This window comes from Flavobacterium sp. (assembly GCF_043773265.1).
Taxonomy (GTDB): domain Bacteria; phylum Bacteroidota; class Bacteroidia; order Flavobacteriales; family Flavobacteriaceae; genus Flavobacterium.
Genome location: NZ_JAYVFH010000148.1, coordinates 1 through 17,324 on the forward strand (window position 1 = coordinate 1; position 17,324 = coordinate 17,324).

16 protein-coding genes are annotated in these 17,324 nt (G+C 29.3%); 11 read left to right on the forward strand and 5 right to left on the reverse strand.

Annotated elements, in window-relative coordinates:
• The 6 genes from ACH2BO_RS07945 to ACH2BO_RS07970 all read left to right on the forward strand — a co-directional run.
• Window positions 1–315: His/Gly/Thr/Pro-type tRNA ligase C-terminal domain-containing protein (locus ACH2BO_RS07945; RefSeq protein WP_395044211.1), on the forward strand; the 315-nt coding region annotated here is incomplete at its 5' end.
• 22 nt (window positions 316–337) lie between these two features.
• Window positions 338–886, forward strand: coding sequence for a translation initiation factor IF-3 (gene infC, locus ACH2BO_RS07950; RefSeq protein WP_395044225.1), 549 nt, complete (start codon window positions 338–340; stop codon window positions 884–886).
• Window positions 887–1,152: 266 nt separating this feature from the next.
• Entirely contained in the window at window positions 1,153–1,350 is a 198-nt protein-coding gene (rpmI, locus tag ACH2BO_RS07955; RefSeq protein ID WP_022827375.1) for a 50S ribosomal protein L35, read from the forward strand.
• A 147-nt stretch (window positions 1,351–1,497) separates the two neighbouring features.
• Complete coding sequence (gene rplT / locus ACH2BO_RS07960; protein ID WP_395044212.1) at window positions 1,498–1,842, forward strand: 50S ribosomal protein L20; 345 nt, start codon at window positions 1,498–1,500, stop codon at window positions 1,840–1,842.
• 269 nt (window positions 1,843–2,111) lie between these two features.
• Window positions 2,112–3,545: a T9SS type A sorting domain-containing protein gene (locus ACH2BO_RS07965; RefSeq protein WP_395044213.1), complete on the forward strand. Its 1,434-nt coding sequence runs from the start codon at window positions 2,112–2,114 to the stop codon at window positions 3,543–3,545.
• 137 nt (window positions 3,546–3,682) lie between these two features.
• Entirely contained in the window at window positions 3,683–7,162 is a 3,480-nt protein-coding gene (locus tag ACH2BO_RS07970) for an ATP-binding protein (protein WP_395044214.1), read from the forward strand.
• A 4-nt stretch (window positions 7,163–7,166) separates the two neighbouring features.
• Here the strand turns inward: ACH2BO_RS07970 and ACH2BO_RS07975 are convergent, their stop codons facing one another.
• Window positions 7,167–8,009, reverse strand: coding sequence for an isoaspartyl peptidase/L-asparaginase (locus tag ACH2BO_RS07975; RefSeq protein ID WP_395044215.1), 843 nt, complete (start codon window positions 8,007–8,009; stop codon window positions 7,167–7,169).
• A gap of 11 nt (window positions 8,010–8,020) precedes the next feature.
• Complete coding sequence (locus ACH2BO_RS07980; protein WP_395044216.1) at window positions 8,021–8,902, reverse strand: cyanophycinase; 882 nt, start codon at window positions 8,900–8,902, stop codon at window positions 8,021–8,023.
• Window positions 8,903–9,204: 302 nt separating this feature from the next.
• Between ACH2BO_RS07980 and cphA the strand changes: the two genes are divergently transcribed.
• Together cphA and ACH2BO_RS07990 are read left to right on the forward strand one after the other, a co-directional pair.
• Window positions 9,205–11,829 carry a cyanophycin synthetase gene (gene cphA / locus ACH2BO_RS07985; RefSeq protein ID WP_395044217.1) on the forward strand — a complete coding sequence of 875 codons (2,625 nt, stop codon included), beginning with the start codon at window positions 9,205–9,207 and terminating at the stop codon, window positions 11,827–11,829.
• A gap of 91 nt (window positions 11,830–11,920) precedes the next feature.
• The gene (locus ACH2BO_RS07990; RefSeq protein ID WP_395044218.1) at window positions 11,921–12,334 is read left to right on the forward strand and encodes a hypothetical protein; all 414 of its coding nucleotides are present in this window, start codon (window positions 11,921–11,923) and stop codon (window positions 12,332–12,334) included.
• A 7-nt stretch (window positions 12,335–12,341) separates the two neighbouring features.
• Here ACH2BO_RS07990 and ACH2BO_RS07995 read toward each other — a convergent pair whose 3' ends face one another.
• Window positions 12,342–13,340 carry a LamG-like jellyroll fold domain-containing protein gene (locus ACH2BO_RS07995; RefSeq protein WP_395044219.1) on the reverse strand — a complete coding sequence of 333 codons (999 nt, stop codon included), beginning with the start codon at window positions 13,338–13,340 and terminating at the stop codon, window positions 12,342–12,344.
• Window positions 13,341–13,502: 162 nt separating this feature from the next.
• On the opposite strand from ACH2BO_RS07995, the gene ACH2BO_RS08000 reads away from it, so the two are divergent.
• Together ACH2BO_RS08000 and ACH2BO_RS08005 are read left to right on the forward strand one after the other, a co-directional pair.
• Window positions 13,503–14,195, forward strand: coding sequence for a hypothetical protein (locus tag ACH2BO_RS08000; RefSeq protein ID WP_395044220.1), 693 nt, complete (start codon window positions 13,503–13,505; stop codon window positions 14,193–14,195).
• Between the two features lie 210 nt (window positions 14,196–14,405).
• Entirely contained in the window at window positions 14,406–15,101 is a 696-nt protein-coding gene (locus ACH2BO_RS08005) for a nuclease-related domain-containing protein (RefSeq protein ID WP_395044221.1), read from the forward strand.
• Window positions 15,102–15,139: 38 nt separating this feature from the next.
• Here ACH2BO_RS08005 and ACH2BO_RS08010 read toward each other — a convergent pair whose 3' ends face one another.
• Together ACH2BO_RS08010 and ACH2BO_RS08015 are read right to left on the reverse strand one after the other, a co-directional pair.
• Window positions 15,140–15,499, reverse strand: coding sequence for a type II toxin-antitoxin system HigA family antitoxin (locus ACH2BO_RS08010; RefSeq protein WP_395044222.1), 360 nt, complete (start codon window positions 15,497–15,499; stop codon window positions 15,140–15,142).
• A 2-nt stretch (window positions 15,500–15,501) separates the two neighbouring features.
• Window positions 15,502–15,855, reverse strand: a complete 354-nt coding sequence (locus ACH2BO_RS08015) for a type II toxin-antitoxin system HigB family toxin (protein WP_395044223.1) — start codon at window positions 15,853–15,855, stop codon at window positions 15,502–15,504.
• Window positions 15,856–16,071: 216 nt separating this feature from the next.
• Here ACH2BO_RS08015 and ACH2BO_RS08020 point away from each other — a divergent pair, with 216 nt between their 5' ends.
• Complete coding sequence (locus ACH2BO_RS08020; protein ID WP_395044224.1) at window positions 16,072–17,205, forward strand: hypothetical protein; 1,134 nt, start codon at window positions 16,072–16,074, stop codon at window positions 17,203–17,205.
• Window positions 17,206–17,324 lie beyond the last annotated feature (119 nt).

A 17,324-nucleotide genomic window follows, 5' to 3' on the forward strand; every position in this document is an offset into this window, starting at 1 on the left:
GAGCAAGCTTTAATTTTATGTTTGAGTGATAAATATGAAAATTATGCTAAAAAAGTTTTAAATCTGCTAGAAAATCACGACATTCGCGCCCAAATTGATAACAGAAATGAGTCGATTGGAAGAAAAATTAGAGATGCAGAGATGCAAAAAACACCTTTTATGTTGATAGTTGGTGAGGAAGAGGAGAAAAATAATACAATTTCTATTCGTCGTCATGGACAAGAAGGAAAAGGAAATGTTAGTGTTACAATTGAAGAATTTGCTGCAATTGTAAACGAAGAAATAAGCAAAACATTAAAAGTATTTACAGTTTAATTAAAATAATAAAGCCATAGCAATTAGAAACAACAGAGGTTATCAACCTCGAGTAGAAAAAAAAGATGAACACAGAATAAATAATTTTATTCGTGTGCCAGAGGTTCGTTTAGTTGGCGACAACATAGAACCAGGTATTTTTAAAACTGCAGATGCCATGCGTCTTGCAGACCAATTTGAACTTGATTTGGTAGAGATTTCTCCAAATGCGGAACCGCCAGTATGCAAGATAATGGACTATAAAAAGTTTGTTTACATGCAGAAGAAGCGTGATAAAGAATTGAAAGCAAAATCTACTCAAATTGTGGTTAAGGAAATTCGTTTTGGACCTCAAACTGATGAGCATGATTATGATTTTAAACGTAAAAATGCTGAAAAATTCCTTAAAGAAGGTTCTAAATTAAAGGCGTTTGTATTTTTTAAAGGTAGATCTATTATTTACAAAGAGCAAGGACAAATATTGTTATTGCGTTTGGCTCAAGATCTTGAAGATCATGGAAAAGTAGAAGCTTTACCTGTTCTTGAAGGAAAGAGAATGATAATGTATATTGCGCCTAAGAAAAAGAAGTAGTCAGTTATTAGTAGCAGTATTCAGTTTTTATAGTGTGAATTCAATACCGTTATTGATAAAGAAATGACCTAAATCTTTAGCCCTGATTGGAGTGAAAATCCTTTCTTGTCTTGAAACGAGTTCAAGACAAGAAAGATTGAAATGGAAAGCAGGAAAGACGATTGCAAGTAGGCGAAAAGATTCGCTTCTAAAAAAATATAATGAGATTGCATTGCAAGCTCGTAAAGACAAGTAAGTAAGTTAAATTTAAATAAATTAGGGAAATTATGCCTAAAATGAAAACCAAATCTAGCGCCAAGAAACGTTTTAAAGTTACTGGTTCTGGAAAAATTAAAAGAAAACACGCTTTCAAAAGCCACATCTTGACTAAAAAGTCTAAGAAGCGTAAATTAGCTTTGACACATTCGGCCTTGGTACACAAGACAGATATGAAAAGCATTAAACAACAATTAAGAATTATCTAAAAAGTATTTAAGTCTTGAGAATTAAGTATTAAGACACTTATTTTAGATAAAACTTTAGGTTAAAAAATTTTAAATAACCTTGGAGTATGGCTTTAAAGTTCCTTTGATTAAATTCAGGACGCCTGCTACAAAAAACACAAGAAAATTATGCCAAGATCAGTAAATTCAGTTGCTAAAAGAGCAAGAAGAAAAAAGATAATGAAGCAAGCCAAAGGTTTCTTTGGTCGTCGTAAAAACGTTTGGACTGTAGCTAAAAACGCAGTTGAAAAAGCGATGGTTTATGCTTATCGCGATAGAAAACAGAACAAGAGAAACTTCCGTGCTTTATGGATTATGCGTATTAACGCTGGTGCAAGATTAGAAGGATTGTCTTATTCTCAGTTCATGGGATTAGTTAAGAAAAATGGTATCGAACTGAACCGTAAAGTATTAGCAGATTTAGCAATGAATCACTCAGAAGCTTTTAAAGCTGTTGTGAAAAAAGTGAAATAAAAAACGTTTGTACAACCTATTTAACTTACTTATATATAAAAAATCCCAATCGAAAGGTTGGGTTTTTTTTGTAGTATTTATTCGCATTTCACCATAACTGTTGTCACGCTATCTGATACAATCTTTACATTTTTCTTTAAAAAAAAATGTTTTCATATACTATTGGGATAAATAAGAAATTTTAAAATTCTAAAAAACTTTTAAAAAAAAGGTAACAAATAAAAACTTCAATTGATATATAGTTGTATTAATCTTAAAAACTAAATATCATGAAATCAAAATTACAATTACTCGTTATTATTTTATTATTCTCTTCAAATGTATTTTCTCAAGTTGGTTCAACATGTTGGCGCATGGTTTCAGCAGGAGAAAATTTTTCGCTTGGAATAAAAACAGATGGAACAATGTGGGCTTGGGGACAAAATAGTAACCGATTAGGTTTGGGATTGGGAAATCTTATCAATCAAAACCTTCCTACTCAAATTGGAACAGCGACTGATTGGGCAACGGTTTCTGCTGGGAATGTTCATTCTTTAGCTGTAAAAACAAATGGTACTCTTTGGTCTTGGGGAAATGGTCAATTTGGTCAATTAGGAAATGGAGTTTTCAATTCGGCTACTCCAAATGTAACTCAAATTGGAACTGCCACAGATTGGTTGACTGTTTCTGCTGGAAATCGATTTAGCTTAGCTATTAAAACTACTGGAACTCTTTGGTCTTTTGGTTTAAACAATACAGGACAACTTGGAATAAACAATGTTGTAAACCAAAACTTACCTGTTCAAGTTGGAACTTCATCTAACTGGTCAAAGATTGATGCTGGTAATCAACATTCACTTGCTATTGATAACTCTGGATTTATATATGCCTGGGGAAATAATACATTCGGACAATTAGGTGACGGAACAAACACAACAAGTTTAATTCCTATCATTATTTCAACAGCCAACAATTGGGCTGAAGTTTCTGCTGGTTTTGATCACAGTATGGCTTTAAATACAAATGGAAATTTATTCACTTTCGGAAACAATACAAATGGCCAATTATGCGATGGAACTAATACTACATCAAACTTATTTGTGCCAATTGGTTTTAATTCAGATGGAAGTATTACACTTTACATAGCAATATCGTCAGGAAACAACTTTTCACTAGCCATCAAAAACGACAACACATTATATTCAAGTGGATTTAATAGTGCTGGTCAATTAGGATTAGGAAACAACACTACTGTTAATACACTTAATCAAGTTGGAACAAGTAATAATTGGTTTGCAATTTCTGCTGGTGATATTCATTCGCTGGCTATGGAAACTACAACTCCTCTTTGGTCAACAGGAAGAAATTTAGAAGGACAATTAGGAATAGGGACTTTTGTTTTTTCATATAACACATTACAAACTGTTAATTGTCCAACAACAACTTTATCAAATGAAACAATTTCTCTAATTAAAACATCAATTAGTGTGTATCCAAATCCTACAAATGATAAAGTAAATATTAATTATAATTTAGAATTTTCAGAAAAGATTACATTAAAAGTAACCAATATTCAAGGTCAAATTATAAACGAAATTAATGTAGATAGAAACAGCGGAATTCAAACCGAAAGCATCGATTTATCCAATCAATCAAGTGGGATGTATTTTGTTTCTATAACGACTGAAAGTAAAAACTTTACCGCAAAAGTTATGAAACGATAATATCTTTTATAAAGAATTGACAGATTATTGGAGACTATCAGGTGAATTAAACATCCCAATCGAAAGCTTGGGATGTTTTTATTTTATTAATTATATATAATTAAAGTATCTTTGCTAAATCTTTATAATAATAAAAAATGCAACCTAAAATTTTAACAATAAACAGCAATGATGGGTTGCCAAATGACCAGATTCATTCCATCGCTTGCGATATTAACGAACGCTTATGGTTGCCTGGTCCATCTGGTATATCTTGTTATAATGGAAATAATATAAAAGTTTTTGACTCTCAAAATAGTTTAGATTGTCCTGGTTTAAGAACTGTTTTTATAACAAAAAATAATATTATCTGGATAGGAACTGATAGAGGCATAGAAGCATTAAATAGTGATGGCTCTAAAATAAATTTAATTCTAAATTTTGAATGGAATTTTGGAATTGCTGAATGTTTTTTAATAACAGAAAATATTATTTGGGTTGGAACATCCTACGGATTAATTCAATTAGAAAATAAAAATTATGAAATAAATTTAATCGATTCAATTGATTTAGGTTTGGTAAAAACTATTGTTCAAAAAGATAATAATAACATTGTTCTAATTTCTGCAAAAAAAGGATTAATCGATATTGATATCAATAACAAAGTAATAAAACCATTTTCTTCACTATTTTTAAACGAAAATAATGTCACAACATTTTTTAAAACTATCGATAATCATTATTTTATTGGCACAACAAATGGTTTATTCTTTCTAAATTCAAATTTAGAACTTTTAGAACATTATGTCCCAAAAACAGGAAGTCCAAAAGTAACATCCATAAATTGTAATTCAAACGAATTAGTAGTTGGTTTTAATAAAAATTTAATCATATTAGACCATAAATTTTCATCTTTAATAGAACAAGAAATTATTCATCTCAAGAGTATTATTAATAGTATCTATATTGATAAAAAAAACAATATCTGGATAGCTACAAATAATGCTGGCTTAAAAAAAATATCTTTTCTTAGAAAATACATCTCTCAAATAGATACTGGATACAATGATGCTGCGTTTTCAATTAAAGAATCAAATAATAAATTATACATTGGTGGTGCAGGTTTTTTTAGCATCTATTCTGAAAGTGAAACACAATTAATTCCAAAATTAGAAAATCAAACCCAATTAAAATCAATCGTTTGGGATTCTCTAATAGACCCAAACAATAATTCAAAAATTTGGTTAGCAACACAAGATGGATTATATGAAACTAATAGTACCCATCCTGAAAATAGTACTCAAAAATTTGAAACTATAATTTCAAGTCCAAATAGAGTATTATTAGCTCGAGAAAACGAAATTTGGGTTGGTACAATAAGTGGTTTATTCTGTATTAAGAATAATATTGCAACCGAAATTTTTAATGCAGATGGAACTCAATTTGGATATGTCTATAATTTAACTTTAGACACTAATAATCAAATCTGGATTGGAACTTTAGGCCAAGGTTTGTGGTATGAAACGCCAAAAGGATTTGTAAAAATAACTAATTCATACCTTTCCGAAAAAGGAAATACATATTCTATAGCATCTCATCAAAATGGCAATAAACTTGTAATTCAAGAAGAAAACATAGTAATCATTGATAAAAACTTAAACACAAAATTAATTTTAAAAGAATTCCCTCTTGGTGGTTGGACAGCAATTTGGATAAACGAAACAACTATAGCCGTTGGCTCAAGCAATGGGATTTGCATTATTAACACAAATACAAACAAGCTTTTACATAGAATAAATTTGTATTTAAGCAAATCTGAATGGCAATTCACCAGTACTCGATCTTTGTTTTTAGATACTAATAAAAATTTATTTTGTGCATTAAACGACGGTTTGTATTATATCAATTTATCTAAATTAACTTCAAATACTAAAACTCCAAATTTTTATCTTGATGAAATTAATTGGATAAATACAAACCCAGTTATAGAAAACAACGAGTATCAATTAACGGTTGGTAGATGGTTTTTAGAAATTTCGGTCTATAGTGATTGGCATATTGATGAAAAACAAGTAAAATATCGTTTTAAACTTGCTGGCTTCGACCAAAAATGGTCAAAATTAAATAACGGATTTGTAAAATTCAACTCATTACCTCCAGGAAAGTATGAATTATTAGTTCAATCTCATACCAATTTAACCAGTTATAGTGAACCTGTATCTATACTAATTTTTAATGTTACTTATACTTGGAATACCATATTAAATAGTATAAGAAAAAAAATCGAAACTGTTTTTAATGTATATAAATCATCTAATTTAAAAAACAAATTACTTTTACAACAAAACGAATTGCTCAAAAATGAAATTACCGAAAGACAAATTATTCAAAGCGAATTAACACACTACAAAGATCAATTAGAAGATCTAGTTACAAATAGAACTAAAGAATTAGAAAAAGAAACTCAAAGAGCTCAAAAAGCCGACAAAATGAAATCGCTTTTTTTAGCAAATATGTCGCACGAAATCAGAACTCCATTAGGAGGAATCATTGGTTTAAACAACATTTTGCATACTACTAATTTAGACATCCATCAAAAAGAATATGTACAAAAAATAGATAATTCAGCCGATCATTTATTACAAATATTAAACAACATTTTAGATATATCTAAAATAGAATCAGATCAAATAGAACTCGAAAACATCCCTTTTTCTTTAGAAAAATTATTATTTGATATTACCGAATTTGCTCAAATAAAAATTATAGACAAACCATTAAAATTTAATGTAAATAAAAAAATATCATCAAAAAATTTATTGCTCGGTGATGCTCTAAGATTGAAACAAATTTTTATAAATTTATTAAGCAATGCTATAAAATTTACAGAAAACGGAGCAATATCAATAACTATAAACCAATTAAAATCAATAGACGAACTTGTGATTTTACATTTTGAAGTTTCCGATTCCGGAATTGGAATGTCAGAAAAACAAATGAAAAATCTGTTTATGGCATTCAATCAAGCCGATTCTAGTATTGCTCGAAAATATGGTGGCACAGGTCTAGGATTAAACATTAGTTATAAATTTGTGGAACTAATGGGTGGAATTTTAAATTGTCAAAGCGAACCAAATAATGGTACAACTTTTTCTTTTACAATAGCTTTTAAATCTATTAACGAAAAAGATAATTTAGATCAACAAATAAAAGAAAACAAAATAATTTCAATTTCCAATTCAGATATTGATTTAGCTAATGAAAATAATTTTAATATATTAATTGCCGAAGACAATTTAATAAATCAATTAGTAATAAAAAAAATGTTAGAAGGAAAAGGTTTCAAATTAACTTTAGCCAATGATGGTCAAAAATGTATAGATATCTTTAAAGAAAATTCAAATTTTGATTTAATATTTATGGATATTCGAATGCCAAATCTAGATGGTTTAGAAGCAACTAATTATATCCGAAACACATTAAAAAACAATACAATACCAATAATTGCACTAACAGCCGATGTTACATTAGAAATGCAAAATAATATTACAAGTTATGGTATGAACGATTATTTATCAAAACCAATAGATAATGTTTTATTGCAAAATATTCTCGAAAAATGGTTAATAAACCACTAATTTTTTAATCAAAAACTACTGCATTCTCACCATCAAAACTTGCAAAAACCATACTTGGATGTGAATCTTGATGAAAAATGTTTCCAAATTTATCAATTGCAATTGCTCCAGCAAAACCATCATAAGGTAATAGTTCGTCAAATGTTTTTTCAAATGCTTTTTCTAATGAAAATCCATCTGTAACACGAGTTACAATTTTTGCAGCAGTTGCATTGCTAACAATATCTTCTCCAACTCCAGTCAAACTTACGCCACAAAATTCATTAGCATAATTTCCTGCAACTGTTGCACTATCTGATATTCGTCCCGGAATTTCAAAACCTTTTCCGCCAGTTGAAGTTGCAACTGCAATTTTTCCATTTTTATCTAAAGCAACACAACCTACAGTTCCAATTCCATTAGCAGCCAATTTGGCTTCATACTCAGCTCTTCTTTGTGGTATTTCTGTAGAGAATTTTTCAAATCCATATTGTCTAGCAAAATTTGTTGCTCCACTTCCACCTAGAACTTTATCTTCAACATTCATTAATAATTGTGCAACTTGTATAGGATTTTTGACTTCTTCAATATTTATAACGCCACTCATTTTCTGAGTTTCACCATTCATTAAAGAAGCGCTCATTCTAATTTTTCCATCTCCTTGAATCTGCGAACCAATTCCTGCATTAAATAACTTATCATCTTCCAATAATGAAACTGCATAAACAACAGTTTGAACTGCCGAATGTGTTTTTAAATACTCATACGAATCCTTTACAATTCGCAATAAAGCTTCTTGCTTAGCAACTTTTGTTTCTTGATTTGTTGATGATTCCGAAAAAAAACCGCCGTGAATTATTATTTTCATTTCAGATTAAATTATACAATTAAACCATACTGTGACGATTTTATTGTCATCTTAAAAGTATCCAAATTAAAAGTGTCATATTTACTCATAACATGTGTTACAAGATGCGAAATAGATATAGGTTGTCCTAATTCAACTTGTGTTAAATTTGTATCTTTAATCTCACGACCATCAACCAAAATTACAAGTCCAGAACCAATTGCTTCCATTTCATTATTATTAATAATTAGCAATCCTGTATCTTCTCCTAAACCAATTCCAAGTGTTTTTGGATTTCCAACAACGGCTTGAAACAATCTTCCTATTCTTCCTCTTTGAACAAAATGTGTGTCAATTACAACACCATCAATTAGTCCAAGTCCTGATGTTATTTTCACCTCGCCTTTCAACAAAGCTTCACTACTACTTCCTTGATAAATCATATTATTACTTGCAGCTGCTGCACCAGCACTGGTTCCAGCATAAATAAAATCTTCATTTTTGTATTTATCCAACAACAAATCGTGAAATGGTGTTCCTCCAAGAATTGAAGTCAATCTAAGTTGATCTCCGCCAGTAAACATAACAACATCAGCAACTCGCAAACGTTCTACAACATCAGCATCCATTGCTTGTTCTCTTCTTTCAATATTTAATACATCAACATTAAACGCTCCAAGATAACTCAATGCCTTAACATATTCTGGTCCAATTTCTTTCGGAATTTTAGAAGCAGTAGTTATAACCTCAATTCTAGATTGCTCTTTGTGTTTCGATTCACTAATAATGCGTTTTAGAATACCTGTTTCAAAAAAATTTAAATTCTTAGCCGCAGATTTATCCAAATCGGTTTCGGTAAAACTGCCTTTATCAACAGCTCCACCAATAATAATCAATTTTCCTCGTATGTTCATGGCGTAAAAATAGATAATTCTTTAAATAATGCAAATGAATTTTAGTGTTTAATAGTAAAACTTATTCCTTACTTTTCAACAATTTATGACAAACTATTTCATTTTATGATTCTTAAAATTATAATCAAAAAATAAACTTATATTGTAAAAAATAAAAACCACACTTACTTGAAAATCAACACAAAAATAACATTTCAAATAAAAAACCAACTATTTATCAATAAAAATGTCTCTAACTAACAAATATTTTTTATTTTTAACAAATACATTACAATCAATTCAAACAAAAACTTCTATAGATTATGAAAATCGATAAAATTCAAGCATTACATGGACCAAACATTTGGAGTGTTCAAAGAAAAAAATTAATTCAAATGCGTTTGGATTTAGAAGAAATGGAAGAACTTCCAACCAATAAAATAGAAGGTTTTCGTGAACGAATTGAAGAAATGTTCCCTACAATGATTGAACATCGTTGCTCTGAAGGAACTCGTGGCGGATTCTTTTCTAGAATAGAAAGAGGAACTTGGATGGGACATGTAATTGAACATATTGCACTCGAAATTCAATCTCTTGCAGGTATGGAAACTGGTTTTGGAAGAACTCGTGAAACCAAAACCCCAGGAATTTACAATGTAGTTTTTAGTTACACCGAAGAAAATGTTGGAATGTTTGCCGCAGAAAGCTCTGTTGCGATTGCGCAATCTTTAATTGATGGAAAACCATACAATTTAGAAGCAGATATTCAAAAAATGCGCGAAATTCGTGAACGTGTTCGACTTGGTCCATCAACAGGAAGTATTGTAGAAGAAGCAGTTGCTAGAGATATTCCTTGGATTCGACTAGGTACAAATTCATTAGTACAATTAGGTTACGGTATAAACCAAATGCGTTTTCAAGCAACCATAACATGCAAAACAAGCAGTATTGCAGTTGATATTGCATGTAATAAAGAGCAAACTAAAAAAATGTTGGATGCAGCTTCAATTCCTGTAGCCAATGGTGGAATTTGTGTAGATGAAGAAGATTTAGAAGGAATAATTCAAAAAATTGGTTATCCAATAGTTCTAAAACCACTAGATGGAAACCACGGAAAAGGTGCTTCAATTAATGTAAAAAATTATCAAGATGCAGTTGAAGGTTTAGCTTATGCCAAAAAATACAGCCATAGAGTAATTGTAGAAAAATTTATTACAGGTTATGACTTTAGAGTTTTAATAATTGATAATAAATTAGTTGCAGCCGCTAAAAGAGAACCAGCACACGTAAAAGGTAACGGAAAAAATACGATTCAACAATTAATTGATGAAACCAATTTAGATCCAAAACGTGGTTATGGCCACGAAAATGTATTAACTCAAATTGATGTTGACAGAGATACAACCGATTTATTAGAAAAATTAAATTATACACTAGAAACTATTCCAAGAAAAGACGAAGTAGTTTATCTAAAATCAACTGCCAACTTAAGCACTGGTGGAACTTCTATTGATGTTACTGATATGATGCATCCAGAAAATATTTTTCTTTGCGAAAGAATTTCTCGTGTTATTGGCTTAGATGTTTGCGGAGTTGATATTATGGCCGAAAATCTAACCCAACCACTAAAAGAAAATGGAGGTTGTATTCTAGAAGTCAATGCTGCTCCAGGTTTTCGTATGCATTTGGCTCCAAGTGAAGGATTACCAAGAAACGTTGCTGCGCCAGTTATTGATATGTTATATCCACCAGGAAAACCAAGTAGAATTCCAATTATTGCAGTAACAGGAACTAACGGAAAAACTACAACTACAAGACTTCTAGCTCATATTGTTAAAAATAATGGTTTCAAAGTAGGTTTTACAACTTCTGACGGAATATATGTGCAAAATCACATGATGGAAAAAGGTGACACTACAGGACCAGTTTCGGCAGAATATATCTTGAAAGATCCAACAGTAGAATTTGCAGTTTTAGAAACTGCTCGTGGTGGAATTCTTCGCTCTGGATTAGGTTTCAGTCGTTGCGATATCGGAATTATTACCAATATTCAAGAAGACCATTTGGGTTTGTCTGACATACACACATTAGACGATTTGGCTAGAGTAAAAGCAACCGTTGTTAGAAGTGTAAAAAAAGATGGTTGGGCAATTCTTAATGCCGAAGACGAACAATGTCTAAAAATTGCCAACGAATTAAATTGCAACATTGCTTATTTTTCAATGGATGAAAACAATCCTAAAGTTAAAGAATTTGCTAAAGAAGGAAAAATTGTAGCAGTTTATGAAAACGGATTCATCACCATTAAAAAAGGCGAATGGAAAATTCGTGTAGAACGTGCAACTCATGTTCCTTTAACCATGGGTGGAAAAGCCAAGTTCATGATTGCCAATGTTCTAGCTGCAACTTTAGCTTCCTATTTACAAGGATTTAAAATAGAAGACATAAGTTTATCATTACAAACATTTATTCCATCTGCAGCTCATACTCCAGGAAGAATGAATATTTTTGAATTCAAAAAATTCAAAGTATTGATAGATTTTGCTCATAATCCATCAGGATATAGAGGTGTTGAAGAATATTTAAGCAGTGTTGAAGCAACTAAAAAAATAGGAATTATTGCAGGTGTTGGCGACAGACGCGATGAAGACATTAAAGAATGTGCTAAAATCGCAGGAAGAATGTTTGATCACATAATAATAAGACAAGAAAAATACCTACGTGGCAGAACCGAAGAAGAAATTATTGGATTAATCCTTGAAGGAATTGCCGAAAGTGATAAAAACGTAACCCACGAGATTATCTCTAAAGAAGTAGAAGCAATAAAACATGCTATAGACACAGCCGAAGATGGAAGTTTTATTACTGCTTTAAGTGATGTGGTTACCAATGCAATAAATATTGTACAAGAATATTTGGATAAAGAAAGCGAAGAAGGAAATGTGTAAAAGTAAATATTAAATTATTATAATCCCAAAATTAAATATTGATTTTGGGATTTCAATTTAACCAAAAACATAATTTATACGAAATCAAAAAATGAAAAAACTATTATTTACATTTTTAATAATACTATTATTATCATTTAATCAAGACAACTATAAACACATTGGAGAATGGCAAGGTAATGATGAAACTGGTCAAGTTGGAACATTAATTCTTGATAAAAACAATAATATAACCTTTAAAATTGGTAATGAAACCATGGGAGGAAATGATTTTGTTATTAACGGAATAAAAGCCGAATTAAAATATGAAATTGACTATTCTAAAATTCCTATAGAAATAGATTTTGTTGGATATGAAAAAGGTAATACATTAGAAAAAGGAAGAATGAAAGGAATAATTAAATTTGTATCTGATGATAAACTAGAAATGGCATCAAATTTTAATGATGAAAGACCCGAAAATTTTAATGAAAATTCAATTGTTTTGAATAAAATAAAATTATAACTTTTTTCTAATTCTTAATAACTTTATTCAAAAAAACTCCTTTATCCGTTTTGATTTTAAAAAAATAAATTCCAGCAGAAAAATCATCCATAGAAATTTCATTTTCAGACAATTGCAACTTGCTAGAATGTATTAATCTACTATTAAAATCTAAAATTTCTAAACTGCTGTTGCTATAATTTTCTAAATTTATAGTAACAGTATTATTTACAGGATTTGGGTAAATTTTAATTGTCGAATTAAAATTGTTTTCAGATAAATTTAACAAACAATTTACTGGCGAACCAGAAGCCCAATTAGAAGTTAAACCAACAAGAGCAAAATTTGTTAACGTAGCATTAATGACATTAGTGCTTGAATCTAAAAGTGTTGTAACTCCAGCATTATTAGCATTATTTATACCTTGATTAAATTTATAATAAGCAATCATGCCGGTTTGTGGTGTTGTAAATTCACAATTTTTATTATCAAATATTTCAGTTGGAGTTAAAATTCTATTCCATATTCTAACCTCATCAATATTTCCCATAAAAAAAGAATTGTTTCCGCTATAACATCCAATATATAATTTGCTAGTTGCAGTATTTGAAGCTACTGGAACATTTGTATTTGTTGCAATAAGAATTCCATTTTTATATAATTTCATAGTTGTAGTTGTGGCATCATAAGTAACCGCAACGTGATACCAAACATTAAGTAGTAAAGGAACACTGTCAATAACATAAGACCAATTTCCGCCAGAAGCACCATTATGTCCAGCTGTTAAAAAACCATTTGCAACCCAAAAAGCATTTTGTCCTGTGGCATTTCCAGATATAAAATCTCTAGCAACTCCAAAACTAGAACAACTAATCCAAGCTTCTTTAGAATAAGAAGTTGTAATTGGTGAACTAGTTCCAGATATTAAAACTAAATCATTACTACCATCAAAGTTTAAATGACTACCAGACTGAGCCGAAACAATTATAGAAAGTATTAAACAAAAAGATAAGTAGAAATTTTTCATGATAATAATTTAATATTTTGCAAAAATAAAGAAAAAAGTTAGTAAAATATTTAAACTTAATAAATTGTATTATTTTAGGTAAATGATAATTTTGTATTTTTGAAAATAAATAACTTAATATTATATTTTTATTGCTTATATTTATGAGTTAGCGGTAATATTATGAGAAACAGAATCTTAACAGCAATATTACTTATTTTTACAGGTTGCAATATAAAAAATGAGCAATCTGGAAAATCCACATCAGTTCCTAAACTCAGTATTCAAAAAAAAGAAAAAAATATTGGTGTCTGGATAGATACAATTACACCAGACAAAAAGTTTTTAAAAATTTATTCTACTTCTGAAGATAACTACAAGAAAATATATGCGGAATGGGGAAAAGGAAAAATCATGCATAAATCATTATTAATTGGTGATGAAATGATTGAATTTTTTACGCCATTTAACGCTGAAATTGAATGGATTACGAATAATTCATTTGGATTAGTTAATGGTTGTGGAACAAATTGCAGATATGCAATAATCTATAATATTCAAAAAGACAAACCATATTGGTTTGATGTTTTGTATTATCCAAATATTGGCTATTTCAATTATGCAACCGACAATAATAATTTGTGCATTTGTTACTCAGAATATTCTAAAGGAAATAGAAACTTAAAAATATTTGATGTTGATTCGCAAAAAAGTGACACAATAATGATTCCTGAAAATTGGGAAAGAGGAGTTGGACATGTCGACTATATTATTGATTCCATAAATATCAAGAATAATAAAATCGAAATATTTCAATTCAAAGAGAAAATAAAATTAAAGATAATAAAAGTATCGAAAACAATTAATCTTAAATAAATACTACCGCTAACACAGGTTTTATGCTATTGCTGCGCTTGGGCTTATTTGGACGCTTGGTCTCTTATCTTTTTTCTTTCAATCATATTTTTCTTTTAAAAGTTTTCGGTATATTTGCTTTGGTCTGTGATAAAAACAGCAACAGACATAAAGCCTGGGAACGTTAGTAGCTAGTTTTCGAGACCGCGACCGAATCCAAACCTTGATAAGATGAATTTATACTTGATAATTCTCGTTTTTATTCTGCTTTCAGTAGTTTCTATTTTTGTTTACACCGAATTTAAAGACAGAGAATTACTAAAAACAGTAACAAATCTAAACAGAGGAACAAAGTCTGAACGAAAAATGGTTTTAAAAATTCTAAAATCAGGAATTAAATCAACAGCGATTTTCCACGACATATATTTGAATAACGGAAATGGAAAATATAGTCAAATAGATTTAGTTGTAGCAACAAAAGTTGGAATTGTGGTTTTCGAAGTAAAAGAATATAGTGGTTGGATTTTTGGAAGTGAAAATCAATTAAATTGGACTCAAATATTAGCATACGGAAAACGGAAATATAAATTTTATAATCCAATATTGCAGAATAAAAAGCACTTAGAAGATTTGAAAAAGTTTTATCATTTTGACAACATACCTGTTTTTTCAATGATAGTTTTTTTTGGAGATTGCGAATTTAAAAATTTAATTGATTTACCAAACCGAACCTTTTTAACTAAATCTAATAAAGTAATAAATAGATTTAATGAAATATTAGAAAATAATCAACCAGCGAAATATGAAGACAAATGGGAAATTGCAAGTTTGCTTAAACAAGCCGTTAAGAATGGAGAAAACTCAATCATACGTGAAAAACATATAGAAAATATACAAAAGCTAAAAACGAGAAACAGATTTTCTTAATTAAACCAGCTACTAACAGCGGTTTGCAAAAATACTATTTACGCACTGTGCAAAAATACTTCTGCTGGAATTCTAAAGTAATCTTTCAGCTTTTGTGCCATCTTTAGAGTAATTTCTCTTTTCCCTGATAAAACAGCTGAAACATGACCTTTACTTCCGATAAGTGGTTCTAAATCTTTTGCCTTCATTCCCATTTCCTGCATTTTATATTTGATTACTTCTAACGCATCCAATTCAGGTAATTGATAATGCTTTTCATCATAATCTTTGATTAAAACAATTAGTAAATCTAATTCATCACTTTCTGCAGAATTAGGATCAGCATTGAAAATTTTCATCATTCGTATTGAAGCTTTATTGTAATCTTCTTCGGTTTTTAATACTTTCCAGTTCATCATTATTATTTTTTTTGTGTTAATATTGTTGTGTCAAAAGCAATTGTTTCAGCGTTAATTTTGTCATATTCTTTGTGAGTACCAAACCAAATTACATAACATGCTACTTGCAAAAAATTAATAGAAACAATCAAACGAAAATCATTCCCTTTTATATTGAAAACAACTCGACTATTGCTTAGAATACTTGCGTTTCCATATACACTTTTTAGTTCATTGAAATTAATAAACTCATGCTTAGAGAACTCATTATACCAAATTAGTAAAGGTGTTTCTGCTAGTGGATATTTCTTTATGTAATGTAAAATTGTTTTCTTTACAAGAATTTTCATGTCACAAATATAGAAAAAAGTTTTCATTTTGCAAACAAGTTGTTGAAAAATAATTAAGTACTTTTGCTAAAAGAGGTTTCAAGAAATGGCGAGGCACGGCATTTATCAGAAATTGGAAAGGTCTTTTAATTAAAAGTTTTAGTTATATTTGTGAAGGCTTGGTCTTGGTTCATCGCCACTTTATGAAGAGGCGAGACGTTGGCAGTAATGCGCCGAAACCGCTAAAAAATAGAAACTTAAAATATGAAATTAAACAAAGTAGAACAAATTATTGGCACGATTATTAGTGTTTTTGCAATACTATTATTTTTTGGTTTTTTTAGTTTTGAATCACTTGGATTAGAAAATAAAAAAGAAATATATATTTTTTTAGGAGTATCATTAACATTAACATTTAGTTTCTGTTTTTTCATTTTTTACAAACTTCAAAAATCAAATAAGTTAAGTGAAATTGATTATTTAAATATTGGAATCCAACGGTACATTTTAGGAATATTTATGATTTTTTATGGAGTACCAAAGCTTTTTGGAACTTTTTTTGATTATCAGTTATCAGCTTTAGATACTAAATTAGTTGATGTATCAGAATTTGAATTGGCTTGGTATTATTTTGGCAAAAATAATTGGCAAGAATTAGTTGCGGGAATTCTTGAGTTTGTTCCTGGAATATTATTATTTAACAGGCGTACTTATTATTTTGCTTCTTTAATACTTCTATTTGTAACTTCACAAGTATTTATACTCAATTTATTTTTCAATATTGGAAATATAACATTTCCAGCCGCAACTATTCTGTTAGCTTGTAATATTTATATAATTTTTAGTCAGAAACAAAACATTATTAATTTTTTTAAATCATTGAATTTTACAACAAAAATAAACTTCTCTAACAAAGCAAGTTTTGTAATTAATATGTTTAAAGTATTTGGTTTAATTCTTGTTTTCGGCATAATGTTTATCAAAGCAAAACAGAATTTAATAAAATCAGATGATGAAAAAAAATATCAATTGTTGGTTGGAAAATATACTCTTGAAAAGGTAATTAAAAATAATAAACTATACATACCATTAAAAGATAGTACATTATATAAAGATTTATATATAGAAAAACAAAATAGGTTTAATATTTTACGAGATTTTAATAATAATTCAATAGGTTTTATTTTAAAAACCAATATATCAAATGATTCGATAAATCTTTATATTAATAGAGGAGGAAGTGGAGATGATATTGATATAATTGATTCTAAAACAGTACTAAAAGGTAAATACAAATTAACTAATAATCAACTTAAAATAAATGGAATTCAAGTAAATGATACATTAGAATTGCTTTACAAAAAACAAGACTTAAAACCTAAAAAATGGTTTTGGTAAAAAGATGCACTACTGCCAACAGCCGTTCCTATGTAAAGCATCATAAAGTTATTCACAACTTTTAGTTAGAGTTATATGTTGGTTATTTTTCGAGTATAAAATTCCGTTCCAACGGCTTG

What these genes read in the sequence shown, in the direction of transcription:
- rpmI (WP_022827375.1), top strand. Translation starts at nt 1,153, where the DNA reads ATGCCTAAAATGAAAACCAAATCTAGCGCCAAGAAACGTTTTAAAGTT.
- rplT (WP_395044212.1), top strand. Translation starts at nt 1,498, where the DNA reads ATGCCAAGATCAGTAAATTCAGTTGCTAAAAGAGCAAGAAGAAAAAAG.
- ACH2BO_RS07965 (WP_395044213.1), top strand. Translation starts at nt 2,112, where the DNA reads ATGAAATCAAAATTACAATTACTCGTTATTATTTTATTATTCTCTTCA.
- ACH2BO_RS07970 (WP_395044214.1), top strand. Translation starts at nt 3,683, where the DNA reads ATGCAACCTAAAATTTTAACAATAAACAGCAATGATGGGTTGCCAAAT.
- ACH2BO_RS07975 (WP_395044215.1), bottom strand. Translation starts at nt 8,009, where the DNA reads ATGAAAATAATAATTCACGGCGGTTTTTTTTCGGAATCATCAACAAAT.
- ACH2BO_RS07980 (WP_395044216.1), bottom strand. Translation starts at nt 8,902, where the DNA reads ATGAACATACGAGGAAAATTGATTATTATTGGTGGAGCTGTTGATAAA.
- cphA (WP_395044217.1), top strand. Translation starts at nt 9,205, where the DNA reads ATGAAAATCGATAAAATTCAAGCATTACATGGACCAAACATTTGGAGT.
- ACH2BO_RS07990 (WP_395044218.1), top strand. Translation starts at nt 11,921, where the DNA reads ATGAAAAAACTATTATTTACATTTTTAATAATACTATTATTATCATTT.
- ACH2BO_RS07995 (WP_395044219.1), bottom strand. Translation starts at nt 13,340, where the DNA reads ATGAAAAATTTCTACTTATCTTTTTGTTTAATACTTTCTATAATTGTT.
- ACH2BO_RS08000 (WP_395044220.1), top strand. Translation starts at nt 13,503, where the DNA reads ATGAGAAACAGAATCTTAACAGCAATATTACTTATTTTTACAGGTTGC.
- ACH2BO_RS08005 (WP_395044221.1), top strand. Translation starts at nt 14,406, where the DNA reads ATGAATTTATACTTGATAATTCTCGTTTTTATTCTGCTTTCAGTAGTT.
- ACH2BO_RS08010 (WP_395044222.1), bottom strand. Translation starts at nt 15,499, where the DNA reads ATGATGAACTGGAAAGTATTAAAAACCGAAGAAGATTACAATAAAGCT.
- ACH2BO_RS08015 (WP_395044223.1), bottom strand. Translation starts at nt 15,855, where the DNA reads ATGAAAACTTTTTTCTATATTTGTGACATGAAAATTCTTGTAAAGAAA.
- ACH2BO_RS08020 (WP_395044224.1), top strand. Translation starts at nt 16,072, where the DNA reads ATGAAATTAAACAAAGTAGAACAAATTATTGGCACGATTATTAGTGTT.